The organism is Paraburkholderia sp. PGU19 (assembly GCF_013426915.1).
Classification (GTDB): Bacteria; Pseudomonadota; Gammaproteobacteria; order Burkholderiales; family Burkholderiaceae; genus Paraburkholderia.
This window is the reverse complement of the sequence record NZ_AP023179.1, coordinates 571,342-591,776: the sequence shown is the minus strand read 5'-3', so window position 1 is coordinate 591,776 and position 20,435 is coordinate 571,342. Positions and strand designations below refer to the sequence as shown.

Below are 20,435 nucleotides of genomic sequence, written 5' to 3'. Positions count from 1 at the left end.
AAATCACAATCTCATCAGACGGACAACCTCATAAATCATTTGGAGTTGAGCATGGACAAGAACATGTCGGAAACGCTGGTGCGCACCGGTCCGGGCACCGCAATGGGCAACCTGATGCGGCGTTATTGGGTGCCGATTCTTCTGGCGAGCGAAGTCGCCGAGCCTGACTGCCCGCCCGTGCGGGTACAAATCCTCGGCGAAAAGCTGCTCGCGTTTCGCGACTCAGACGGCAATGCGGCACTGATTGACGAGTTCTGTTCGCATCGCGGGGTGTCGCTGTATTTCGGCCGCAACGAGGAAAACGGCATTCGGTGCTCGTATCACGGTCTCAAGTTCGACCGAAACGGGAACTGCGTGGAAGTGCCATCTGCGCCGCAGGCGTGCAAACACATGAGCATCACGGCTTACCCGTGTATCGAGCGCGCGGGCATTGTCTGGGCCTACATGGGGCCGAAAGACAAGCAGCCGGCACCACCCGACCTCGAATGGTGCAATCTGCCGGCGGACCACGTTTTTGTGTCCAAGCGTCTGCAGGAGTCGAACTATCTTCAGGCGATGGAAGGCGGCATCGACACGAGCCACGTGTCGTACGTGCATCGTTATGAAGTCGACGAAGACCCGATGCACCAAGGCACCAAGGCGCTCGAGTACATCAAAGCCGACGGCAACGTTATTTTTGAAATCGAGAAGCAGCCGTTCGGGCTCACGCTCTTTGGACGACGCAATGGCGAACCGAACTCGTTCTACTGGCGCATCACCCAGTGGCTCTTCCCTTGGTACACGCTGATTCCTCCGTTTGGCGACCACTCGTTGGCAGGCCATGTCTGGGTGCCGATTGACGACCACAACTGCTGGTCATGGAGCATCAATTTCCGACCGGACCGTCCGCTGTCGGAGGAAGAAATGAACGACCTGAACGCGGGCAAAGGCATTCACTGCGAATACGAGCCGGGTACGTTCCGCCCGAAGGCAAACAAAGGCAACGACTACCTCATTGACCGTCAGGCACAGAAGGACAAGCGCGCGTACTCCGGCGTCTTTGGCTTCGCGATGCAAGACGCATCGTTGCAAGAAAGCATGGGGCCCATCCAGGACCACAGCAAAGAGAAATTGCTGCCGACGGACCGCGCCATCGTAATGGCTCGACGCATGCTCTACGAGGCCGCTACCGCGCTGACGGAAGAGTCCCAACCGCCTGCAATCGATTCCGACCAGCAGCGGGTGCGTGCCGCGGGCGCACTGCTTCCGCGCGACCAGAAGCCGCAAGAGTGGGCTGTTATTCACCTCGCGGACGGGAAAGGTCAGCCGATTTACTCCATCTAAGCGAGCCCAAGGCTCGTTATTCATCTCTATCAAAGGAGGCCGGCGTCACGCCGGCATGAGATGCAACGTCTACGACTTAGAGACAAGGTCGCGCTGATTACAGGCGGCGGAGGTGGCATCGGGGCAGCGACTGCACGCATATTCTGCGACGAAGGCGCAGCAGTTGTCCTCGTGGATGCAAATGCACAAGCGCTCGCCAAGGTTTGCGACGACCTGCTCAGCCGCGGCTCCGAAGCACGAGTTCAAACGTATGTTGCTGACGTGGCGAGCGCCGACCAGGCGACTGCAGCAGTCGAACTCGCTACGCGTACGTTCGGGCGGCTTGACGTGCTCGTCAACAATGCCGCGATGCGTAACTACAGCGCGCTCGCCGATGTGACGCCAGAAGAATGGCAAAGCATGGTGTCAGTGAATCTGGTGGGCACGTCGAATTACTGCAAGGCCGCGCTGCCGCGTCTGCGGGTCGCGGGCGCAGGCAGCATCGTCAACGTGTCGTCCTGTTACGCGGTGACGGGTCGCAAAGGCATGGGCCTTTATGACGCGACCAAGGCTGGCATGCTAGCAATGACGCGTACTCTCGCATTTGAGGAAGCGGACCAGGGCGTGCGCGTGAACGCCATTTGTCCGGGTTCAACGCTCACCGACTTCCACGTCAATCGTGCAAATGCAGCTGGAAAGAGCGTCGAGGTGCTCAAGACACAAAGGCAAGATACGTCCTTGATAGGTCGATGGGCGTCTCCTGAAGAAGTCGCATGGCCAATTCTCTGGCTTGCGAGCGACGAGGCGTCGTTTATCACCGGCACCACGCTGATGGTCGACGGCGGTCTGTCGATTATGTGACGGTAAAGGCCATGAACGATTCCACAATGACCCTTCGCGTTGCACGAAGAAATGTCGAGGCTGATGGCATCGTCAGTTTCGAACTCGTGAGCCTCGACGGTCGCGATTTGCCCGCGTTCGATGCCGGCTCACACATTGACATCCACTTACCTACGGGACATGTGCGGCAATACTCGCTTTGCAGCGCGCCCCATGAGCGGACTAGTTACCAGATTGCCGTGTTGCGCGAGCCTCAGTCTCGGGGTGGTTCCGCAGGCATGCATGAAGCAGTCCAGGAAGGAGCGGAACTGCGAGTTAGCGGGCCTCGGAATCACTTCGCGCTCGCGTCGGGTCAAGTTACGCATCTGCTGCTAGCCGGGGGCATCGGACTCACACCGCTACTTTGCATGGCGCAGCACCTCGACCAGGAAGGCGGAGACTTCGAACTGCATTACTGTGCGCGTTCACGTTCGCGCGCAGCCTTCGTAGAGCGGCTAGCCAACGAATCCTGGTCCCAGCGGGTGCAGTATCACTTTGACGACGAAAACGAGCAACAACGACTCAACCTGGATTGCCTGCTTAAAGACGCGACCTCCAATACGCATCTTTACGTCTGCGGCCCACAAGGCTTCATGAACGCCGTGCTGGATGCGGCGCGCGCAAAGGGGTGGCCGGAGAATCGGCTGCATTATGAGTTCTTTTCGGCACCCGCCGTCGACACCTCGTCTGATGGGACGTTTGAAGTTTCCCTTGCACGTACCGGGAAGACGGTAGCGATTCCCGCAGACCGCACAGTCACGCAAGCCCTCGCGGACGCTGGAGTTGACATTCCGGTTTCGTGTGAGCAAGGCATCTGTGGAACCTGTCTCACTCACGTGCTCGACGGGGAGCCGGACCATCGAGACCTGTTCCTGTCCCCGGAGGAGCAGGCACGCAACGACCAGTTTCTGCCGTGTTGCTCACGCTCGAAATCCAGGCGGCTCGTGCTGGACCTGTAACGCTGCAAATCCGCAATACATGCCTGGCGTTCTTTGAATGCTGGATGTCGAAACGAAAGAAAAAGAGGGCGGCAAACGCACGCCTTCCCTGGAGGAGTCGTGGAAAAGAATCTGACGTCGTCGAGTGACGCCCCGGGTGCGGCTTGGGCCGCGTCAAACGCAGGTGAAACGGAGGCAAGCCCCTACCGTTGGGTTGCGTTATTCATCGTGTGGGCAGCATTCCTTCTCAGCTACGTCGACCGCGTCGCGTGGAGCACGGTCGCAGCGCCTGTTGGTTCATCGCTTGGTATCCAGGTTTCACTACTCGGCGCCTTCGTGACCGCGTTCTACGCAGGGTATGTCGTCGCAAACATCATCGGTGGCATGCTGACAGACGTCCTCGGCGGGAGGGTCATGATGACACTTGCGTTGCTGCCGTTGGGTGTCTTCACATTCTGCTTTGGTGAGACGACGTCGTTGACGGTAGGTATCCTGATTCAACTGGCAATGGGTTTTGCCGCCGGCGCAGATTATTCCGCCGGCATGAAAGTGATTCCAGCGTGGTTTACGCGAGACCGTGGCCGAGCGATGGGCATCTACACGACGGCGACATCGCTGGCTGTGGTGCTCGCGAACGCAATTGTGCCATCAATCTCGGCCCAGTACGGCTGGTCCAGCGCCTTCCGCATGCTGGGCATTGCCACATTTTCCTGGGGCATAGTCTCCCTCCTGTTTCTCAAGAATCGTCCGGGAAGCGAGCGGGCCCCGACACGGAACAGTGCAAAGGAGATGCTCAGCCTCCTGCGCAATCGCAACCTGATTTTTCTATCGATTGCCGGATGCGGCGGGCTCTGGGCGACCGTCGGATTTGGCGCGTGGGGAAATGCTCTGATGACGCGCCAATACGGCATATCTCCTGTAGTGGCTGGCTCAATCATCGCGTCCTTCGGTATCGGCGCGGTCATTGCGAAGCCGACGCTCGGATGGATTTCTGACCTGCCCGGAATTTCGCGTCGGCTGATGTCCATCCTGGTCCTCATCGCGTTCGCCATCACGCTGGTGATTTTCGGGATGTGCTCGACCGTCAGTCAGTTTTATGTCGTCGCACCTGTTCTGGGCGCATTCTCGTATGGCTACCTGCCGGTGCTGATGGCACAGGTGAGCGATGCATCCGGAAAACGTCTGGCGGGAGCGAGTGCCGGTTGGACAAACGCCATTTGGCAGCTGGGTAGTGCTGTGTCTCCCTTGGCCGTCGGACATGTATATGGCGGGACACACTCCATCGTGCTCGCGGTTCTCACGCTCGCTATCGGGCCGGTCGTCGGAATGATAGCGATGTTGTTCGTGGGCAAGCGCATCGCCCAAGTCTAATCCGCTACACAAGGTGTGACGCAAGTCGAGCAATTCGGTCACGTGCAAATCTACAAATTAGTATACCTACAAATACACGCAAGGAGATACGCTTGAAATCGAACCACACTACGCGACTGGCAAGGACTGTGCTCGTTGCTACGACATGTTCTTCGGCGATTATCACGGTGCATGCTCAGTCTTCGGTGACGCTATACGGTATTGTTGACTCGGGCGTCGAGTACGTAACTCACGCTGCCAAGCAAGGTTCCGGCAACGTATTTCGCGTGAACACAGGCAATCGTATCAATTCACGTTGGGGTTTCACCGGAAAGGAGGACCTGGGAGCAGGTCTGCGCTCGATTTTCACGCTCGAATCTGGTTTTGCGACGAATAACGGGACATTGCAACAAGGGGGCCGGTTGTTCGGCCGCCAAGCATTTGTCGGGCTGGAGAGCGACAAGTTTGGCGCCGTCATGGCTGGCCGGCAAATGACGCCGATGTATCGTTACTTCTTGACGCTCGACCCGCTCAACTATTCCAGCTACGGACTGTCGGCGCAGGATTCGCAGTTTGTTGGACGTGCAGATAATGCGCTCGAGTATCTGGGACATGCTGGCCCGTTCGAGCTGAACGCGCTTTACAGCTTTGGCTACGATTCGACGATTGTGAACGGTGCCCAAGTCCCGGGGGAATTTCGCGTTGGCAAGCAATTTGATGTCGGTGGTCGGTATCGGCAAGGGCCGTTTAATTTGAGTTTGGTTTATGAGCAGCGCCAAGGCACAACTGCCGCCTCGTCTGGAGACAGCGAACGGCGCTATCTCGCGGGCGGTTCTTGGACCATCGGCGACGCGACCTTGTACGCCGGTTACGAACTTCTTTTGAACGACATCGTCGCTACGCTTGCCGCTTCCCCGCCCCAGACCATGGTATTTGGGGGCCTCCGCTATAAGATAACCCCCGCGTTTCAAGTATCGGCCGCCTCTTACTATCACGCGTTCCGGACAACCTCTGCGCACGCGGTGAGTTCAGGGGTCAACGCAGATTACCTGTTATCGAAGCGCACCATGCTGTACTCAGATATAACGTACGTCATCAACAGCGCCAAATCTGCGTTGAGTGCAACAGGGTCGACCACCCCGGTCGCGACCGGTGCTAACCAACTTGCGGTGGTTGTCGGAATCGTACATTCGTTCTAGGTTAGCCTTGGTCTCCGGGACATCGCGGATTGCAAAGGATTGTACGAGCTGGCGGCAAGCGTCTAAAGGTAGTCCAAACGACCATGAGACCAATCCATTCCGCGACTCCAGGTCCGACGGTCTAACACCGCCCGCATCGTCAACACTGCACCCGATTTTCAACGTCTGTGGCGCATCCCGACGTCCCGTTAGCTCGTGCTTGTCTACCCTGCGCTGGTATCGGCAGATGTAACTCGCCCAGAAAGACACAGTTTTCGGACAGTTTCGTAGAAGAATCACACCCTTTTCGGACATGCCATGGCAGTCCGCGCCTTGCATCGCGCAGGTTTCGGTCACGAGAAATAATTGGGCCAAGGAACCATCAAGGCATCGAGCGAGGGGTAACGTGCCAATTCAGGCGTGTCGGGTTCTGTCTTTCCTTGCTTTCTATCTATTGTAAGGCGGTGGCAACTTGGCGCATAAGCTTGCCTTTGATGGCTTTGCTGTAGCTCGCTCAATTAAACTTCAGCCGGCCTTCGCGCCGTGCATGTGGGCCGTTTGGTGTTGGCGACAAATTGCGCGAATTCAAGTCGCGACCTGCGCGTTCGCTCGGTCGCTATCTGAATCATCGGCGAACGTGTCATCGTCAATACCACCGTCGCACCGACCAACAGGAGCAGGCCGGCGATGCCGAATGCCCAGTCAAAGCTGCCCGTCTCTGCGATGACGTACCCCGTCGCTATGGGCGCAATCATGCCGAAGATTTGCCCGCCAACCACGACGAATGCCATAGCTTTCGCGACATCACGTGAGCTTGGCAACAGGTCATTCAGAAGCGCGAAGTTGAGCGATGTGGTGGACGCAATTCCGGTCAGCGTAACGGAAAACACGACCAGCAAAACCAGGAGATTCGACGTGAACGGCACGGCCAGAATTGTGGCTCCCGTCAGCATCGCGAGCGCGACAGCATTACGACAACGTCCTGTGGCCACACCATCCTTCTTGGGGTACCAGCCACTCAGACGGTCTGCCACGATACAGAGAATCACAGATGCTCGTGATTCGTTGGTAAGTTGTTGTTCTGACGGGGGCTGGCTCTCTCAATGTAGCTTTACTCGCGGCGTCGCGAATCGCCGCAAGCCATGCGCAATGGCTGCAATAGCCATCTGACGCAGACCCGAGACTGCAATGAGGTGCTTGCGATAGAGTGCGGCATACATCAACCTGGCTACCAGGCCCTGGACGAAGATGTTTCCGCTCCTCGCGCGACCTGAAAGGCTCCCTACCGCCGTGGCGGACCCCAACGAGATGAGTGAACCATAGTCTTTGTATGAAAAGGAACCTGGCGCGCGACCGCCGATGCGGGCGATGAGCGCCTTGAAAAGAAACATCGCCTGTTGATGGGCGGCTTGCGCCCGCGGCGGAACCATGCGGCTGTCTGTCCACGCACAACTTGCGCAATCACCAAGTGCGAAAATGTTTTCGTCCGTCTCACTCTGGAGAGTTTTCAGGACTTTCAACTGGTTGATTCGATTTGTGGCCAAGCCATCCAGGGATGCGAGCACGTCGGGTGCCTTTATCCCAGCAGCCCAGATGGTGACGTCAGCAGGAACCAGATGGCCACTTTTCGTTTCGACCGCATTGGCCGTGACGCAGTTGACCGGGTCCGACACGGAAATCGAAATCCCCAAGTCTGTGAGAGAACCATGGGTGGCCGCGGAGACTTTCTCGGGTAACGCTGGAAGGACCCTGGCCCCCGCTTCCAGGAGGCTGATTCGCATCTCATGCCCGTTCTCACTGGAAAGCAGGCCGAACTGCCGGAATGTGTCTTCCATTCGACGTAACCCGGCCGCGAGTTCAACACCAGTCGCGCCAGCCCCGATAATTGCGACATTGACCGCTTCATCTTTAACATCACCAGTGAAGGACCGCTTCTTGAGGCAGGCTTGTAACAGGCGCTTGCGTAGCAATTCCGCTTGCTCAAGGGTGTCGAGCGTAATCGCGTGCTCCTGGGCTCCCGGCACTCCGAAGAAGTGCGTCCTGCTTCCCAATGCGAGCACTAGCGTGTCGTACGGGATGTTTCTGGCAGGTGTAATTTCGGTGCCGTCATTGTCGAGCACCGCTGCGACCGATACTTCACGGTTGCTGCGATTGAGGCCAGTCATCTCACCCTGCACGAATCCAAAGTGATGCCAGTGAGCGTGCGCGGCGTACGTAATCTGGTGGGTGCTCGTGTCCAGGCTGCCAGTTGCGACTTCGTGCAGCAAAGGTTTCCAGACGTGAGCAGGCCAACGGTCTACGAGAGTTACCTGGGCGCGTTCCAATTTCCCGAGTCGGTCGCCCAGTCGTGTCGCCAATTCAAGACCACCAGCCCCGCCTCCAACAATCACGATGCGATGCATCACAGACCTCGCTCAGTTGTATCCGAGAATCGCGGCGAATGAGACGTCGGCTCTGTCGCTCACGTTACTTGCCAACATGGACGCCGGGCCCTGCAGCAAAGCCGCGTACGCTGAGGTGCGTCTGGATTTCGCAGCCTGAACGCGTGGGATGTTGGTCGAAGACGCTTCCTTGATTTCGAAAGACATTGCAGTCACGTTCTGCGGATTCATTTCGTTCACCTTTGCCAGATTGGGTACATGAGACATGCGGGTACGTTGATGCTCTGCAATTGAGCTGCAACGCGGGCATGGGTGAACTATAGGAAGCTCAAAAAAGAAAAAAAAGACGACACGTTTTGACGGTACTCGTAAGTTTTGATTACGCATCTGTGCCGAATATGGACGGCGTGACACACTGGCCTTTAGCCCAGTTAGAGGGAAATGGTCGAGGAGTTTGGCCGGACAGCCACAAACTGCGAAGAAGCTGAATGCGCCATGAAAGCGCAAGCCCACGCCCACGCATCTGGCGATGCGTGGGCAAGAAGCCACGGTAGGCTACTTGAAGGCGGGGGCGATGATGGTCGAGATAAGCTGGACCACGGCCAGGTGCGTCGCCTCGGGAATGCCGTCGACATTGCCGTCGATGACGTTAGCAACGGAGTTGATAAGGCCGACGTCTACACCTCGTCGAAGCAGCGCTGCCTCAAGGACGGGGTTATGCGCGAGCGTAGCTTTGCCCATACGCGCCGCGAATGCTCCGGCAATCGCATAGCAACCCCAGTTAGAGCAAGCGGCTGTGACCAGTACGTCCGTACCGGTGACAGCGCCGATACCTGCGCTGCCGTCGGGGCGCTTGTCGCCAAATTTGACGTACTTCTGGACGGCTTCTGAAACGACGCCCATTCCAATCTCGTTTCCGCCGTCGCCAACTGCAACAGTCCGAATCTTCCTCTTTATCGCCTCGTCGAACAGAAAGTCGATTCGAGCACGTCCCATGCCGTAGTCGATGCCTCGCATGCTGCAATAGATACCATCGACATTACGTCCCACACGTTCCGTCGAGAAGAATAGCGCCGGTTGGTACTTCTCGATGAGGGAGTTCGAGACGTCCCTGGCGCTCGCTTCGTCGACCGGGAACGGTTCGACACAAACGACGGCCAGGCTTCCGTCGTCACGTGCGATTTTTGCCTGCCCGTATGGGAGCACCGTAAGCCCGGCACTCGTCAGGATGGCGGAGGTCGTCGGAATCAGCGTTTCTTCGACGAAGGTAATACAGAGGGCTTTCTTCGCCAGGGACAATGCGCGTACCACTGCGGCAAGTCCAGCGGGACCGTCGTTCTCGCCGATGGTTGGCGAAATCCATGCGCGCGACACGGACCCCGTTGTTACGAACACATTCGCTTTTTCTGGAATCGCCGCGAGAGCGTCAGCTGCGGCTCCGACGAGCGGGCTACCCTGACGTTCTCGCGCGGCGGCATAGAGCTGCTCGACACCGCGACCGCCAAGGTCGAGCGAAACAAGCGCGTCAAGCCGCTCATCGATTGCTGAAAGACTGGATGTTGTCATTGTCATTTCCCCACTACGAGTTGCGCAATCGCATCGCGGTCGTGGATGAGAGCCGCCACTTTTTCGAGGGACTTCATTACGGCAGAAACGACTGCGTCAAATCCGCCAGTGCGTCCCAGCGCATCAAGCGTGGGCTTTAGTCGAAGCGATACCCGAGCCCCTGGTTGACCGTGCGTGTTGACGGTCAGAATGCCGTGGTCTTCGAGCAGGACCATACCGAGAGCCGATGTCGCTTCACACGGCACAACAACCGGCTTCGCGTCGACCTTGCCCGACATCTTGAGCAGTACACCAAGCACAGCGTCTTCATCGACCATCGGACCCAGGTCGCTACGCTGGACAAGGTCTTTGCCCATTTTCTGCTCAAGCGCGTCGGCGAGCTTCTGACCGGCGGCAGATTCCTGCCGAAGGTCTTCAGGCTCATACTTTTGCAGCGAGCGAAGCACTGCGGCAGCTATCGGCGCGCGTGCTTCCATCCCGAACTCCGCGCCCTTGGCCGCCGCTGCAGTCACCAGTTCCTTTCGACCAACCAGAACGCCGGCGCGAGGGCCTGAGAGGCCAGCCTTGTCGCAATTCGTCACGGAAATGTCTGCGCCGAGTTGCAAACTCAGTTGCCCACCGTGGAGCACCGTGCGCAAGCGGGCGCCATAGGCTTCATCAAGGAAGACTTTGGCGCCAAGTGCGTGCGCATACTGAATGACTTCCTTCGTAATGTGGTCTTCGAGTCGCTCGAGACTGCTCGTGACCGTCGTCACAACCACGAGGGCTGGGCGGTTCGACTCAATAGTCTTCAGCCAGTCCTTGCCACCTTGCACTTCGTGCACGGGAACGCCAGCTATTTTCGAGCCACGGACCACCGATGCATGTGAGCGTCCGCCCGGAGGGACAACAGAGACTACTGGCTTGCCGTCCGCGAGCGCTGCGATAGTTGCGATGATGCCCGCACTGGTACGGTTGAAGATAGCGACTGCGTCGTCACCGCGCCCGCCCATGTGCCCGATTGCAACCTGACGGAGTTCTTCGGCGGCCAGGCCGGGACCGACCCATTCTTCACAGAGTGTCGAGATATCTTCTGCGTGGATGGGAAAGTCTCGCTGGTTCCCGGTGAACACGCCAATCGATTCTGCACCCAGCATCTGCACGCGACGTGCTGCAACGGCCTGACCGTGACGCAGGCGCAGTGCTTCATCGATGCTCGAGCGAATAATCGTGCCGCGCGCGAAGCCCACAGTTGGGTCAATCGGATTGCCGAAGCTGTCTGTCTTTGCCGGAGCCGTTTTGGAAGGCGACGCCGCCTTGACAATTTCCTTTACGTCACTCATGTCATACACCTGTCAATTCAAAAAGGGGGCTGCTGCGAGAGAGATGTCTGGTTGTTCCGTATCTTCAGATGGACACAGTAACGATGCTTCTGAGTAGTTCGACGAACGATGTGTGGCCTTCCCAGTTGATACCGTCAACGGCCACTTCTGCCTTTGAGGTAGCCCCGTCCCTGGCACCGGCTCGCACTGTCGCGTCAATCAGGATGTGTTCGAGCTTCGGGGTATGCAGCACATTGGGGTCCTTTTTACGAGCCGCAAGCGCAGCAGCAATTGCATAGGCGCCCCAGTTCGACACGGATGCGCTAACGACAATGTCTGTGGCTGTCACGGTGACGACGCCAGACGCGTGACCCGCGAGCGATTTGCCGCCGAGCGGATGCACGGCAGTAATGGCGTCGCGAACGGCGCCGAATCCCACCTCGTTGCCGCCATCACCAATGCCGATAGTCAGCACACCACGCTTGCGAGCCAACTCAGCGAGGAGATAAACATGCCCAACGTCTTCCGGGTTCCGACAGTCGCCACGCACGCCATGGAAGTAGCCTTCCTTGTTTGGACCGTCTCGCTCAACGAAGATGACAGCGCGAGGCCTGTATTCCTCCATCAAGGTGTGCGCGATGTCCTGGCCTCGCTCAATTCCGAGCGGGAAACAGACAGTCGACACTGCACCCGTGCGGCCCATTTCCGCGAGTTCCCCGTTGATGACTGCGGCAACAGCCATGACGGGAGCCCCATGCGCCTCTTCGGTAACGAGCACAACCCGGACGCCGAAAGCCAGAGTGAGCGCACGTGCCAGCACTGCCGCACCGACTGGTCCATCAGTTTCGCCTTGCGGAAGCGTGGGCGCCGTCCCTGCTCCCGTCGCGATGAAAACAATGTCGCCGCTCGACAAAGTGTCAGAGAGCTTGCGAGCCGCGAGAGAACTCAGTGGTTCACCGTGATGCGCACGGCACACCTGATACATCGGGACGACAAATCCTGCTGGCAGTCCTCCGTTCAGGGGGCGTATTTCAACTGTCATCAACCGGTCGATACGTTCACCGGTAATCTGGTCGTTCGTTGGTGTCATTGCCATGTCCCAGTCTTATCGGTCAATAGGTTCACGGAACGTTTCCTTGACGAGCAGGACGCATATGAGCGAGATGAGCGCTGCGACAAGCACGTACCACGAAACCGCCATCGAATTACCGCTGCGAGCGACGAGCCACGCTGCAATCATCGGCGTGGGCGCGCTCGAAATAATTCCCGAGAGTTGATACGCAGTCGACGAGCCGCTGAAGCGATATCGAGTCGGATACTGCTCCGCGTAAATCACGCCATGCAACGAGCCTGTCGACGCGTGTCCGATACCGAGACCGAGCGAGAGAGCAATCGTGATAAGCACGGGATTAGCCGTATCCAACAGCCAGAACAACGGGAAGGCGTACACCGCAAAGAAGATGGCTCCAAAGCCGTAGACAACCCTGCGTCCAACCTTGTCGGAGAGCCAGCCGAAAACCGGCTGCATGAAAAGGTCGACAGCGGCCGCCACAAGCAATCCGGTTGATGCAACGCTGCGCGGCAGATGCAACGTGCTTGTGATGTACGTGAGTGCGTAGACCGTAATCAGGAAGTAACCGACATTCGCTACCGTCTGAAAGAAGACCATGATGACGGTCTTTTTCTTTTCGTTTTGCCAGACCTCAAGGAGCGGCGCACGCGACACGTTGCCCGATGCCTTGACCTTCTCGAAACTCGGCGGCTCGCTAACCTGCAGGCGGATGTACATGCCGACGAACAGGAGTGCGAGGCTGAAGATGAAGGGCAGACGCCATCCCCACGCAAAGAACTGGTCGTCCGGGAGTGCGGACACGAGAGCAAAGGCGCCGGTTGAAACGAGCAACCCCGCGGGTACGCCCATTTGCATGGTGGCACCGAACAGCCCGCGCCTACCGTCGGGAGCATGCTCGACCGACATCAGTGCGGCGCCGCCCCACTCACCACCCAGTGCAAAGCCCTGGATGACCCGCAACAGGATGAGCAGCCCTGGGCTCCAGTAACCGACAGAGTTAAACGATGGCAGAAAACCAATCGCAGCCGTGCAAAGCCCCATCACGAGCAGCGTGAAGACGAGCATCTTCTTTCTGCCCATGCGGTCACCAAAGTGACCAATCACCATACCGCCCAGGGGACGCAGGATGAATGCGACCGCGAATGACGCCATGGAAGCCAAAGTTGCCAGCTCAGGAGACAGTTCGTTGAAAAACACTTTCGGGAAGACTAATGCTGCGGCCGTTCCGTAGAGAAAGTAGTCGTACCATTCGACGGTCGTCCCGATGAACGAGCTTAACGCTGCTCGCGTCGAAGACTGGTGCGACTCATGCGCATCGTCGTGCGTGGTTGCTGCCAGATTTGTGCTCATATCTCACTCCAAGCCCGTATGCGGTTTGGGGGCGGCCCCCATAATCCGGGGCCACCTCATATGCTGCTATGGTTAGACGTTAATCGTCACGCTCTTGCGCGACGTGTAAGCCTCAAGCGCACCTTCGATTGAATATTCGGCGCCGATGCCGCTCTGCTTCGCACCGCCATACGACATGCCCGGAATCTGACCACCAGCGCGATTCACCTGCAGCCAGCCAGCATCAATTTGCTCGGTCGCCTTCAACGCCTTGGTGATGTCGTTCGTGAACACGTAGGCAGCCAGACCGTAGACTGTGTCGTTCGCCCATTGGATGACTTCCTGCTCGTCTGTCCAGGGAATTGCAACGAGAACCGGTCCGAAGACTTCTTCCTTGCAAACGCGCCACGTGTTGTCCACACCCGCAAAAATCACCGGACCGGGGAAAAAGCCCTTTGAATCTTCAAGCGTCGGCGGAACTTCACCCGTCAACACCTCAGCGCCGGCGTCGACCGCCTCCTTGATGAAATCTCGAACAGCGGTGTAACGCTCTTCGTTGATGATGGCGCCGATGTCGTTGGTTTCGTCAAGCGCGTCGCCGGTCTTCATCGCCTTAACTTTCTCGACCACCTTCGGCATCACGACATCCCACACGTCTTTGTGCACGAACAGACGCGAACCTGCGGTACACGACTGGCCCTGACGGGCGAAACGCATGGCATTGATGATGCCGGTGACCGTCGCATCGATATATTCCGGCGTTGCAGCGTCCGGATACACGATGCAGGGGCTCTTCCCGCCGAGTTCGAGGGTGGAACGGCCAATCCGGTCTGCAACAGCGTGCGCCACAAGCTTGCCGACTTCCAGCGAGCCGGTGAAGGACACTTTGGCGACGTCTGCGTGTTGCGAGAGCGACGCGCCGGCTTGGATACCTGTGCCGGTCACCAGGTTGAACACGCCTGCCGGGAACAATTCAGTCGCGAGTTCTGCAATCTTGATAACAGCCAGCGGCGCGTCCTCTGCGGGTTTCAGAACGAGCGTGTTACCCGTGCCGAGCGCCATACCGATTTTCACAGCGGCCAGGACGACTGGCGAATTCCAAGGAATGATTGCGCCGACGACGCCGAGCGGCTCGCGCGTGGTGTAGCTGAACAGGCCCGGGCCCAAAGGCAGTGTTTCGCCCTTTTGTTCAGCCATGACGCCGCCGTAGTAGCGAAGCACTTCAGCGGCGCCCAGCACTTCCGGACGACTCTGGGTGCGCAGAGCATTGCCACTCTCGGCTGCGAGAACACGTGCGATTTCTTCAGCGTTTGCCGTCACGCGATTGCCCAGTTCCGTCAGCAGCGCGCCACGGGAACGCGACGCCATGCGACGCCATGCCGGGAAGGCCGCCTTCGCAGCAGCAACGGCTGCGTTCACGTCCTCAGCATCGCTCGCGCCAATGGTCGCGAGCTTTTCACGGCGCGACGGATTCTCAACGTCGAGGGTATTGCCCTTAGCCGGTGCGCGCCATTCATTGTTGACGAGCAGACCAGTAATGCCTGCCTTCGGCAGGACGACTTCAGCATGCAGATTTTCAGTACGGGAGTTCACAGTCATTCCTCGAGGCTTGATGGTTATTGCGCGGCGGGCAGGCTGAGGCGTACGCCGAGCAGCTCTTCATAGATTTCGTTGACGCTCGTGGAATCCTTGCCGCCCAGACCCTTCACGCGAGCCGCGTTGTATGTCTGGAGCACGAGTTGACCGAGAGGCATCGGCAGGTTCGAGAACTCGTCCAGGCACAGCTTGATGTCCTTGTGCATGAGGTCGATGGCGAAATTCGCCGGGCGCTCGGCCGTGAAGAGCGTCTTCGGCAGGTAGTCGAGCATCTTGCTGCCGGCGAGACCTGCGGTCAGGACGTCGCACAGAATGTCGAGCTTCGCGCCTGCCTTAACGCTTGCCGTCAGCACTTCGCCAAGAGCGACCGTGTTGATAGCGGTAAGCAGGTTGTGGCTCAGCTTGGTCAACTGCCCAGCGCCCGTGTCGCCGCAATGGACCACGCGGCCCGCGAGGACGTCGAACAGGGGTTTGAGCTTCTCAATCACATCCGCTGCGCCACCGACCATCAGAACAAGCTTGCCGTTCTCCGCGCCAGCGACGCCGCCGCTGACAGGCGAATCGACAAACGTCACCTTCTTTTCAGCGGCCGACGCAGCGATGTCCTTGGTCGTTGCCGGGTCGACCGTGCTGAAGTCGACGATGATTGCGCCTTCGGCTGCCGTTTTGAGAACGCCTTCGCTGCCGGTCACTGCATCACGCAGCGTCTTCGGACTGGGCAGGCTAAGGAGAATCCGCTCTGCATCGATTGCCGCGTCGGCCGGGCTTTTCGCAGCCGTAGCGCCTTTTGCTACGAGTGCATCCACTGCGGCCTGGCTCGGGTCGTACACCCGAACCTGATGACCTGCTGCGACAAGGCGCGCAGCCATCCGGCTACCCATGCGTCCCACGCCGATAAATGCAACCTTCATTTGAACTTCCCTCCAACGGATTCAAGTTAGTCGAACCTGCAACACCTAAAACAGCTAAGCCCATGTTCGACAAGGGTATTCCCTTGCCGCACTGCGTTTTTCGTGTCCAGTGGTGTGACTATAGGAAGTCAAATTAAGAAAAAAAAGACGACACTTTTTGACGGTATGCGTAAATTTAAATTACCATTTCCTCATCTCAACGGGGAGAGCCGCCCATGCTGAACCTCAGCCGTCTTCATTTGCTTCATGAACTGTCGGTGCTTGGCACCATCTCCGCGGTAGCGGACGCAGTCCACCTGACCAGGCCGGCGGTCTCGCAACAGCTCGCGCAACTGGAGGAAGAGCTGGACACGGTTCTGATTGAGCGGTCTGGCCGAGGAGTTCAGTTGACTCCCGCAGGACGGCGGCTCGTGGCGCGAGCGACAGACCTGTTCCAAATGGTCGAAGAAATTGAGGCCGAAGTGGCAGCAGCTAACGTCGAGGTTAGCGGTGAAGTGCGGATGTCGGCGTTTGGGTCATTGGCCAGCAGTGTGGTGCCGCTCGCAATCAAGGCCTTGCAGGATGAACATCCTCAGCTGAGCGTACTTTTCACGGAGCTGGAACCTTCTGAAGGGCTGCGAGCAGCGGCGGCGAAGCAGACAGATATCGCAATCGTCGACGACCTTGTGAGCGCAGAAGCACTGGCAAACGTACTCGAGTTCATCCCTTTGTGCGTCGACCATTTTGATGCAGTGGTGTCGGCAAGCCATAAGCTCGCCGGTCGAAAGTCCATTCATCTTTCAGACCTGGCCCACGAACGGTGGGCGTTAAACCAGTCTGCCGCTACGTATCACACGTTCCTGCTCAACGCGTGCTTTGCAGGTGGCTTCACGCCTAAGGTTACGACAAGTAGCCGAAACATGGCCGTCACGCTCGAGATGGTCCGAACCGGTGGAAACGTCGCGGTCATGCCGCGCCTTGGGCTTCGCCATGTTGAGAAGGACCCGGATTTTTCGATTCTTCCCATTGACCCCGTCCTCAACCGACGAGTCTTCGTTGCATTGCCTAAAGGCACAGCCAAGCGGCCAGCAGTGGCCGCGGTTCTTGACGCGCTTACGCTGGCTGCAAAAGAACAGGATTGAGTGCGCAATCCGCCCCTGCAAACGGCTTTGCAGCTGCTCGCAGGTCAGCGAACCTTACGCGCCCTGATGAGCTCGTAGACCGCATCAACATCGTCCCGGTTGTTAAAGAGACCAAACGAAATGCGAATGCCGTCCCGTTCGGGCGAAACGCGGACATTGTTTCCAGCAAAGTAAGCGAGCCAGTCGGCCTCCATGCGCATCACATAGATGTGGGCGCGTTCGCGTCTCTCGCGAGGGCCTACAAGACCGATACCCAGTTCGTCGAGGCGCTCAATCAGATGGTCGCCGAGAGAAATGACGTGCTTCTCGATTTGCGTGACGCCTACGTCGGTTATCAGATTCAGCGATGCATCTAGCCCATAGATGCCCGGTAGATTGAAGTTGCCCAGTTCGAAGCGTCCCGCACCGGCCCGAAGCGCTACATCGTCCGGTCGTGCGATAAAGTCAGCTGGTGGATTCTCCAATCCGGCCGTTGCCAGATAGGCAGGATGCAACGCATCGACATCGTCATCAACGTAGAGAAATCCCAATCCCTGTGGCGTCAGCAGACCTTTGTGACAGCCTGCGGCAAGCGCCGATATCCCCATGCGTTTAACGTCGACGGGAATCACACCCACCGATTGCATTGCGTCGACCACAAGCAGGATTCCGCGCTGACGGCAGAAGTCGCCGATGGACTCGATATCATGACGTTGACCTGCGTGAAATGTCACGTGCGACAGAGAGATAACTCTGGTCCGGCCATCTACCTGCGCGTCGAACGAATTCGCACTGGCAACATTCGTCTGCAAATCGATGAAGCGAACTTCGACCCCTTTACGGCGCAGGTTTAGCCAAGCATACGCGTTGTTTGGATGGTCACCCTGTACCAGTACGACATTGTCGCCGGGCCGAAAATCAATTGCGTTCGCGATGGCGTTGAGTCCTTCGGACGTGTTCTTCGTGAACGCGATTTCCGTTGACGCTGCCCCAACGAATGCTGCGAGCCTGGAGCGCACAGCTTCAACCTTCTGCAACCATGTGGCTTTCGGACCCGCGGTCTCATGGCCTTCATCAAGAAAGCGAAGAATCTCCGCACGAATCGGTGCACCCAAGGGGGTCTGGTGCGCCGAATCAAGATACGTCATTCGGCTCGCCGCGGGAAAATACCGTCGTAGTGTGTCGTGGTCGAGGTGGTCGTTCATGGGCAACAGGTATCGTGGAGATGGATGCTGACAATTAGAGAGCTAGTTTCTTGCAGTGCAATCGACGCCATGCGCTAGGCTTCGGACAAAACCTGACCGAGAAAGTCCCTGACGCGCGGATGAGGGGCATCTCCAAAGAATCCGTCTGGCGTCGCATCGACCAGTATCCTTCCTCCGTCCACGAAAATAATGCGGTCGGCGACCCGACGCGCGAACGCCATCTCGTGAGTGACGCACAGCATCGTCATCCCTTCTGTCGCGAGCGTCACCATTGTGTCAAGCACCTCCTTGACCATTTCAGGGTCGAGCGCTGACGTTGGCTCGTCAAAGAGCATGACCGTTGGACTCATGCACAGGGCTCTCGCGATTGCTACCCGCTGTTGTTGCCCGCCCGATAGTTGAGGAGGGAATTTCTCTGCCTGATTCGCGACCCGTACCTTGGTCAGCAGCTTCATTGCGATTTCGCGCGCACGCTCCTTGTCGACGCGGCTCACTTTCATTGGCGCCAGCATGCAGTTCTTCAACACCGAATAGTGAGGAAACAGGTTGAAGCTTTGAAAGACCATCCCGACGTGCCGTCTCACATCTGCCGGCTTCTCGTACCGGTTGCCCGAATTCCCATCGCGGACGATAACCTCTCCAGCATCAATGTCTTCAAGCCCGTTGATGCATCGAATCAAGGTCGATTTTCCCGAGCCTGATGGCCCGCAGATGACTACCTTCTGGCCAGCATAAACTTTCAGGTTAATGTCCTGAAGTACCGTGTGCGAGCCAAATCGCTTGGTGAGCGATACAAGCTCCACTACAGGTGCACGTTTGGTTTCCAAAATTCTCTCCTCGTAGATTGCACTTAGCTTGTAGCAGTCGCAGCAGACGGCGATGGCGTTCGAACAGAGCTTTTGAGCGACCGGCGATGCCGCAAATGGTCCGCAAGCTCCGCGAAACCCGAGCAGATAATGAAATAGATGAAAGCTGCAAACGTATAGAACTCGACGAGTTTCCCGTCACGTTGCGCAATCTTCGAAGCTGCGCCAACGAAGTCCGTGAGCGATAGCACGTAGACGAGCGACGTGTCCTGAAAGAGGATGATGGCTTGGGTAACCATAATCGGCACAACCGCCTTTAGCGCCTGCGGAACGATTACCAGCGTGTAGGACTGGAATGTCGAAAATCCCTGCGCTTTCGCGCCCTCAAACTGGCCGCGAGGCACAGACAACAAACCCGAGCGGATGATTTCGCAGAAGTATGCCGCCTCGAATAACGTGTAGGTCACGAATGCAGTCAACTGAGGGCTTATGGAAACCGCCATGCCGCCAGGACTAAATTGCCGTAGCACCAGGGGGACGAGGAAGAAAAACCAGAACAGCACCATGATGAGTGGAATGGAGCGCATCACCGTCACATACGCCCACACAATCCTGTCAAGTACGGGAACGCGAACGTGGCGGATAACGGCGAGTACCGTACCCATCAGCAGTCCACCCAGAAAGGCAAATATCGTCAGCTTCAGGGTGAAGACCATGCCCTCACCAAGATACGGAAGAGCGCGCTCGATGGCGCCAAAATCGTATGTCATCGCACACTCCCTTTGACTGAACGCGTCGCGAGTTTGGTAGCAGGCGAACACCAGACAGATGCCAGAGTCGCAATCCAGTAGATGCCCAGCGATAGCGCGAAATAGACCAATGTCACTATGCCAAAGGACTCAAACGTACGGAACGTGAACTCGTTCATCTGCTGAGCTTGCGCCGTCAGGTCGAGTAGCCCAATCGTCATTGCGACGGACGTATTCTTCAACAGCGCGAGCGCTTCACTTGTCAGCGAAGGAGCCATGGTGCGTAAAGCCTGCGGAACAAGCACACATGCGTATGTGCTGTAGGTCGAGAGTCCCAGCGCATGGGCGGCCTCTCGCTGTCCTCTTGGCAGCGCCTGAATGCCCGAGCGAACCTGCTCTGCAACGCGTGCTCCTGTGTACAGACCGACTGCTATCAGTGCGGGAATGAAACTGGCCCATGGCGGCGGCATATTTTTGATTGCGCTGCCAAGCCCCGACGGCAATAGCTCCGGGAAGACGAAATACCAAAGGAATGCCTGCAGCAGGAGCGGAATATTCCGGAAGACCTGAACGTAGGACCGGCTTACTGTTCGGAAGAATGTGTTTTGGGCAGTCCGTCCACTCCCAATCACGATTCCAAGAACAGTAGCAATGCATGCGGCACCGAGCCACAACAGCACCGTCCAGAGAAGCCCTGACAGCAACCAGTTGATATAAAGGTTGCCGTCGACCGTCGTTTCGAAAAGCAGTTGCATGATTCGATGCTCGCTGA

The 20,435-nt window shown here is 57.7% G+C and carries 19 protein-coding genes; 6 read left to right on the top strand and 13 right to left on the bottom strand.

From position 1 onward, the window contains the following. The first annotated feature begins 51 nt into the window (after window positions 1-51). The 5 genes from H1204_RS02670 to H1204_RS02650 all read left to right on the top strand — a co-directional run bounded on the left by H1204_RS02670 (window position 52) and on the right by H1204_RS02650 (window position 5,668). A complete protein-coding gene (locus H1204_RS02670; protein ID WP_180730852.1) occupies window positions 52-1,323 on the top strand; it encodes an aromatic ring-hydroxylating dioxygenase subunit alpha in 1,272 nt (423 codons plus the stop codon). 60 nt (window positions 1,324-1,383) lie between these two features. Continuing rightward, window positions 1,384-2,163 (top strand): SDR family NAD(P)-dependent oxidoreductase, encoded by a 780-nt coding sequence (locus H1204_RS02665; RefSeq protein WP_180729704.1) that lies wholly within the window; start codon window positions 1,384-1,386, stop codon window positions 2,161-2,163. 11 nt (window positions 2,164-2,174) lie between these two features. Further along, the gene (locus tag H1204_RS02660; RefSeq protein ID WP_180729703.1) at window positions 2,175-3,140 is read left to right on the top strand and encodes a PDR/VanB family oxidoreductase; all 966 of its coding nucleotides are present in this window, start codon (window positions 2,175-2,177) and stop codon (window positions 3,138-3,140) included. Between the two features lie 99 nt (window positions 3,141-3,239). Then, window positions 3,240-4,490, top strand: a complete 1,251-nt coding sequence (locus H1204_RS02655) for an MFS transporter (protein WP_180729702.1) — start codon at window positions 3,240-3,242, stop codon at window positions 4,488-4,490. A 92-nt stretch (window positions 4,491-4,582) separates the two neighbouring features. Beyond that, a complete protein-coding gene (locus H1204_RS02650; protein WP_180729701.1) occupies window positions 4,583-5,668 on the top strand; it encodes a porin in 1,086 nt (361 codons plus the stop codon). Between the two features lie 497 nt (window positions 5,669-6,165). On the opposite strand, the gene H1204_RS02645 is transcribed toward H1204_RS02650, so the two are convergent. The 9 genes from H1204_RS02645 to H1204_RS02605 form a co-directional block, all read right to left on the bottom strand. Further along, the gene (locus tag H1204_RS02645) at window positions 6,166-6,696 is read right to left on the bottom strand and encodes an MFS transporter (protein ID WP_180729700.1); all 531 of its coding nucleotides are present in this window, start codon (window positions 6,694-6,696) and stop codon (window positions 6,166-6,168) included. Between the two features lie 51 nt (window positions 6,697-6,747). After that, window positions 6,748-8,049, bottom strand: a complete 1,302-nt coding sequence (locus tag H1204_RS02640) for an NAD(P)/FAD-dependent oxidoreductase (protein ID WP_180729699.1) — start codon at window positions 8,047-8,049, stop codon at window positions 6,748-6,750. 12 nt (window positions 8,050-8,061) lie between these two features. Next, complete coding sequence (locus tag H1204_RS02635; RefSeq protein ID WP_180729698.1) at window positions 8,062-8,259, bottom strand: hypothetical protein; 198 nt, start codon at window positions 8,257-8,259, stop codon at window positions 8,062-8,064. Between the two features lie 324 nt (window positions 8,260-8,583). After that, window positions 8,584-9,594 (bottom strand): glutamate cyclase domain-containing protein, encoded by a 1,011-nt coding sequence (locus tag H1204_RS02630; RefSeq protein WP_180729697.1) that lies wholly within the window; start codon window positions 9,592-9,594, stop codon window positions 8,584-8,586. Between the two features lie 2 nt (window positions 9,595-9,596). After that, on the bottom strand, window positions 9,597-10,916 hold the full coding sequence (locus H1204_RS02625) for an aminotransferase class I/II-fold pyridoxal phosphate-dependent enzyme (RefSeq protein ID WP_180729696.1): 1,320 nt from the start codon (window positions 10,914-10,916) through the stop codon (window positions 9,597-9,599). 64 nt (window positions 10,917-10,980) lie between these two features. Beyond that, entirely contained in the window at window positions 10,981-11,985 is a 1,005-nt protein-coding gene (locus H1204_RS02620; protein WP_180729695.1) for a glutamate cyclase domain-containing protein, read from the bottom strand. A gap of 15 nt (window positions 11,986-12,000) precedes the next feature. Further along, a complete protein-coding gene (locus H1204_RS02615; protein ID WP_180729694.1) occupies window positions 12,001-13,317 on the bottom strand; it encodes an MFS transporter in 1,317 nt (438 codons plus the stop codon). Between the two features lie 72 nt (window positions 13,318-13,389). Next, window positions 13,390-14,895 carry an aldehyde dehydrogenase family protein gene (locus tag H1204_RS02610; RefSeq protein ID WP_180729693.1) on the bottom strand — a complete coding sequence of 502 codons (1,506 nt, stop codon included), beginning with the start codon at window positions 14,893-14,895 and terminating at the stop codon, window positions 13,390-13,392. Window positions 14,896-14,912: 17 nt separating this feature from the next. After that, window positions 14,913-15,803, bottom strand: a complete 891-nt coding sequence (locus H1204_RS02605; protein WP_180729692.1) for an NAD(P)-dependent oxidoreductase — start codon at window positions 15,801-15,803, stop codon at window positions 14,913-14,915. Between the two features lie 215 nt (window positions 15,804-16,018). Between H1204_RS02605 and H1204_RS02600 the strand changes: the two genes are divergently transcribed. After that, entirely contained in the window at window positions 16,019-16,924 is a 906-nt protein-coding gene (locus tag H1204_RS02600; RefSeq protein WP_180729691.1) for a LysR family transcriptional regulator, read from the top strand. Between the two features lie 44 nt (window positions 16,925-16,968). Here H1204_RS02600 and H1204_RS02595 read toward each other — a convergent pair whose 3' ends face one another. From H1204_RS02595 to H1204_RS02580, 4 genes are all read right to left on the bottom strand, one after another. Beyond that, the gene (locus tag H1204_RS02595) at window positions 16,969-18,108 is read right to left on the bottom strand and encodes an aminotransferase class V-fold PLP-dependent enzyme (RefSeq protein WP_180729690.1); all 1,140 of its coding nucleotides are present in this window, start codon (window positions 18,106-18,108) and stop codon (window positions 16,969-16,971) included. 74 nt (window positions 18,109-18,182) lie between these two features. Then, entirely contained in the window at window positions 18,183-18,935 is a 753-nt protein-coding gene (locus H1204_RS02590; protein ID WP_207795248.1) for an amino acid ABC transporter ATP-binding protein, read from the bottom strand. A gap of 23 nt (window positions 18,936-18,958) precedes the next feature. After that, window positions 18,959-19,684, bottom strand: a complete 726-nt coding sequence (locus H1204_RS02585; RefSeq protein WP_180729689.1) for an amino acid ABC transporter permease — start codon at window positions 19,682-19,684, stop codon at window positions 18,959-18,961. Further along, a complete protein-coding gene (locus H1204_RS02580) occupies window positions 19,681-20,418 on the bottom strand; it encodes an amino acid ABC transporter permease (RefSeq protein WP_198001213.1) in 738 nt (245 codons plus the stop codon). The genes H1204_RS02585 and H1204_RS02580 overlap by 4 nt, the downstream gene beginning before the upstream one ends. Window positions 20,419-20,435: the final 17 nt, after the last annotated feature.

Bases quoted from the DNA above. Each gene is read 5' to 3' on its own strand.
- H1204_RS02670 (WP_180730852.1), top strand. From the start codon at position 52: ATGGACAAGAACATGTCGGAAACGCTGGTGCGCACCGGTCCGGGCACC.
- H1204_RS02665 (WP_180729704.1), top strand. From the start codon at position 1,384: ATGCAACGTCTACGACTTAGAGACAAGGTCGCGCTGATTACAGGCGGC.
- H1204_RS02660 (WP_180729703.1), top strand. From the start codon at position 2,175: ATGAACGATTCCACAATGACCCTTCGCGTTGCACGAAGAAATGTCGAG.
- H1204_RS02640 (WP_180729699.1), bottom strand. From the start codon at position 8,049: ATGCATCGCATCGTGATTGTTGGAGGCGGGGCTGGTGGTCTTGAATTG.
- H1204_RS02635 (WP_180729698.1), bottom strand. From the start codon at position 8,259: ATGAATCCGCAGAACGTGACTGCAATGTCTTTCGAAATCAAGGAAGCG.
- H1204_RS02630 (WP_180729697.1), bottom strand. From the start codon at position 9,594: ATGACAACATCCAGTCTTTCAGCAATCGATGAGCGGCTTGACGCGCTT.
- H1204_RS02625 (WP_180729696.1), bottom strand. From the start codon at position 10,916: ATGAGTGACGTAAAGGAAATTGTCAAGGCGGCGTCGCCTTCCAAAACG.
- H1204_RS02620 (WP_180729695.1), bottom strand. From the start codon at position 11,985: ATGACACCAACGAACGACCAGATTACCGGTGAACGTATCGACCGGTTG.
- H1204_RS02615 (WP_180729694.1), bottom strand. From the start codon at position 13,317: ATGAGCACAAATCTGGCAGCAACCACGCACGACGATGCGCATGAGTCG.
- H1204_RS02610 (WP_180729693.1), bottom strand. From the start codon at position 14,895: ATGACTGTGAACTCCCGTACTGAAAATCTGCATGCTGAAGTCGTCCTG.
- H1204_RS02605 (WP_180729692.1), bottom strand. From the start codon at position 15,803: ATGAAGGTTGCATTTATCGGCGTGGGACGCATGGGTAGCCGGATGGCT.
- H1204_RS02600 (WP_180729691.1), top strand. From the start codon at position 16,019: ATGCTGAACCTCAGCCGTCTTCATTTGCTTCATGAACTGTCGGTGCTT.
- H1204_RS02595 (WP_180729690.1), bottom strand. From the start codon at position 18,108: ATGAACGACCACCTCGACCACGACACACTACGACGGTATTTTCCCGCG.
- H1204_RS02585 (WP_180729689.1), bottom strand. From the start codon at position 19,684: ATGACATACGATTTTGGCGCCATCGAGCGCGCTCTTCCGTATCTTGGT.
- H1204_RS02580 (WP_198001213.1), bottom strand. From the start codon at position 20,418: ATGCAACTGCTTTTCGAAACGACGGTCGACGGCAACCTTTATATCAAC.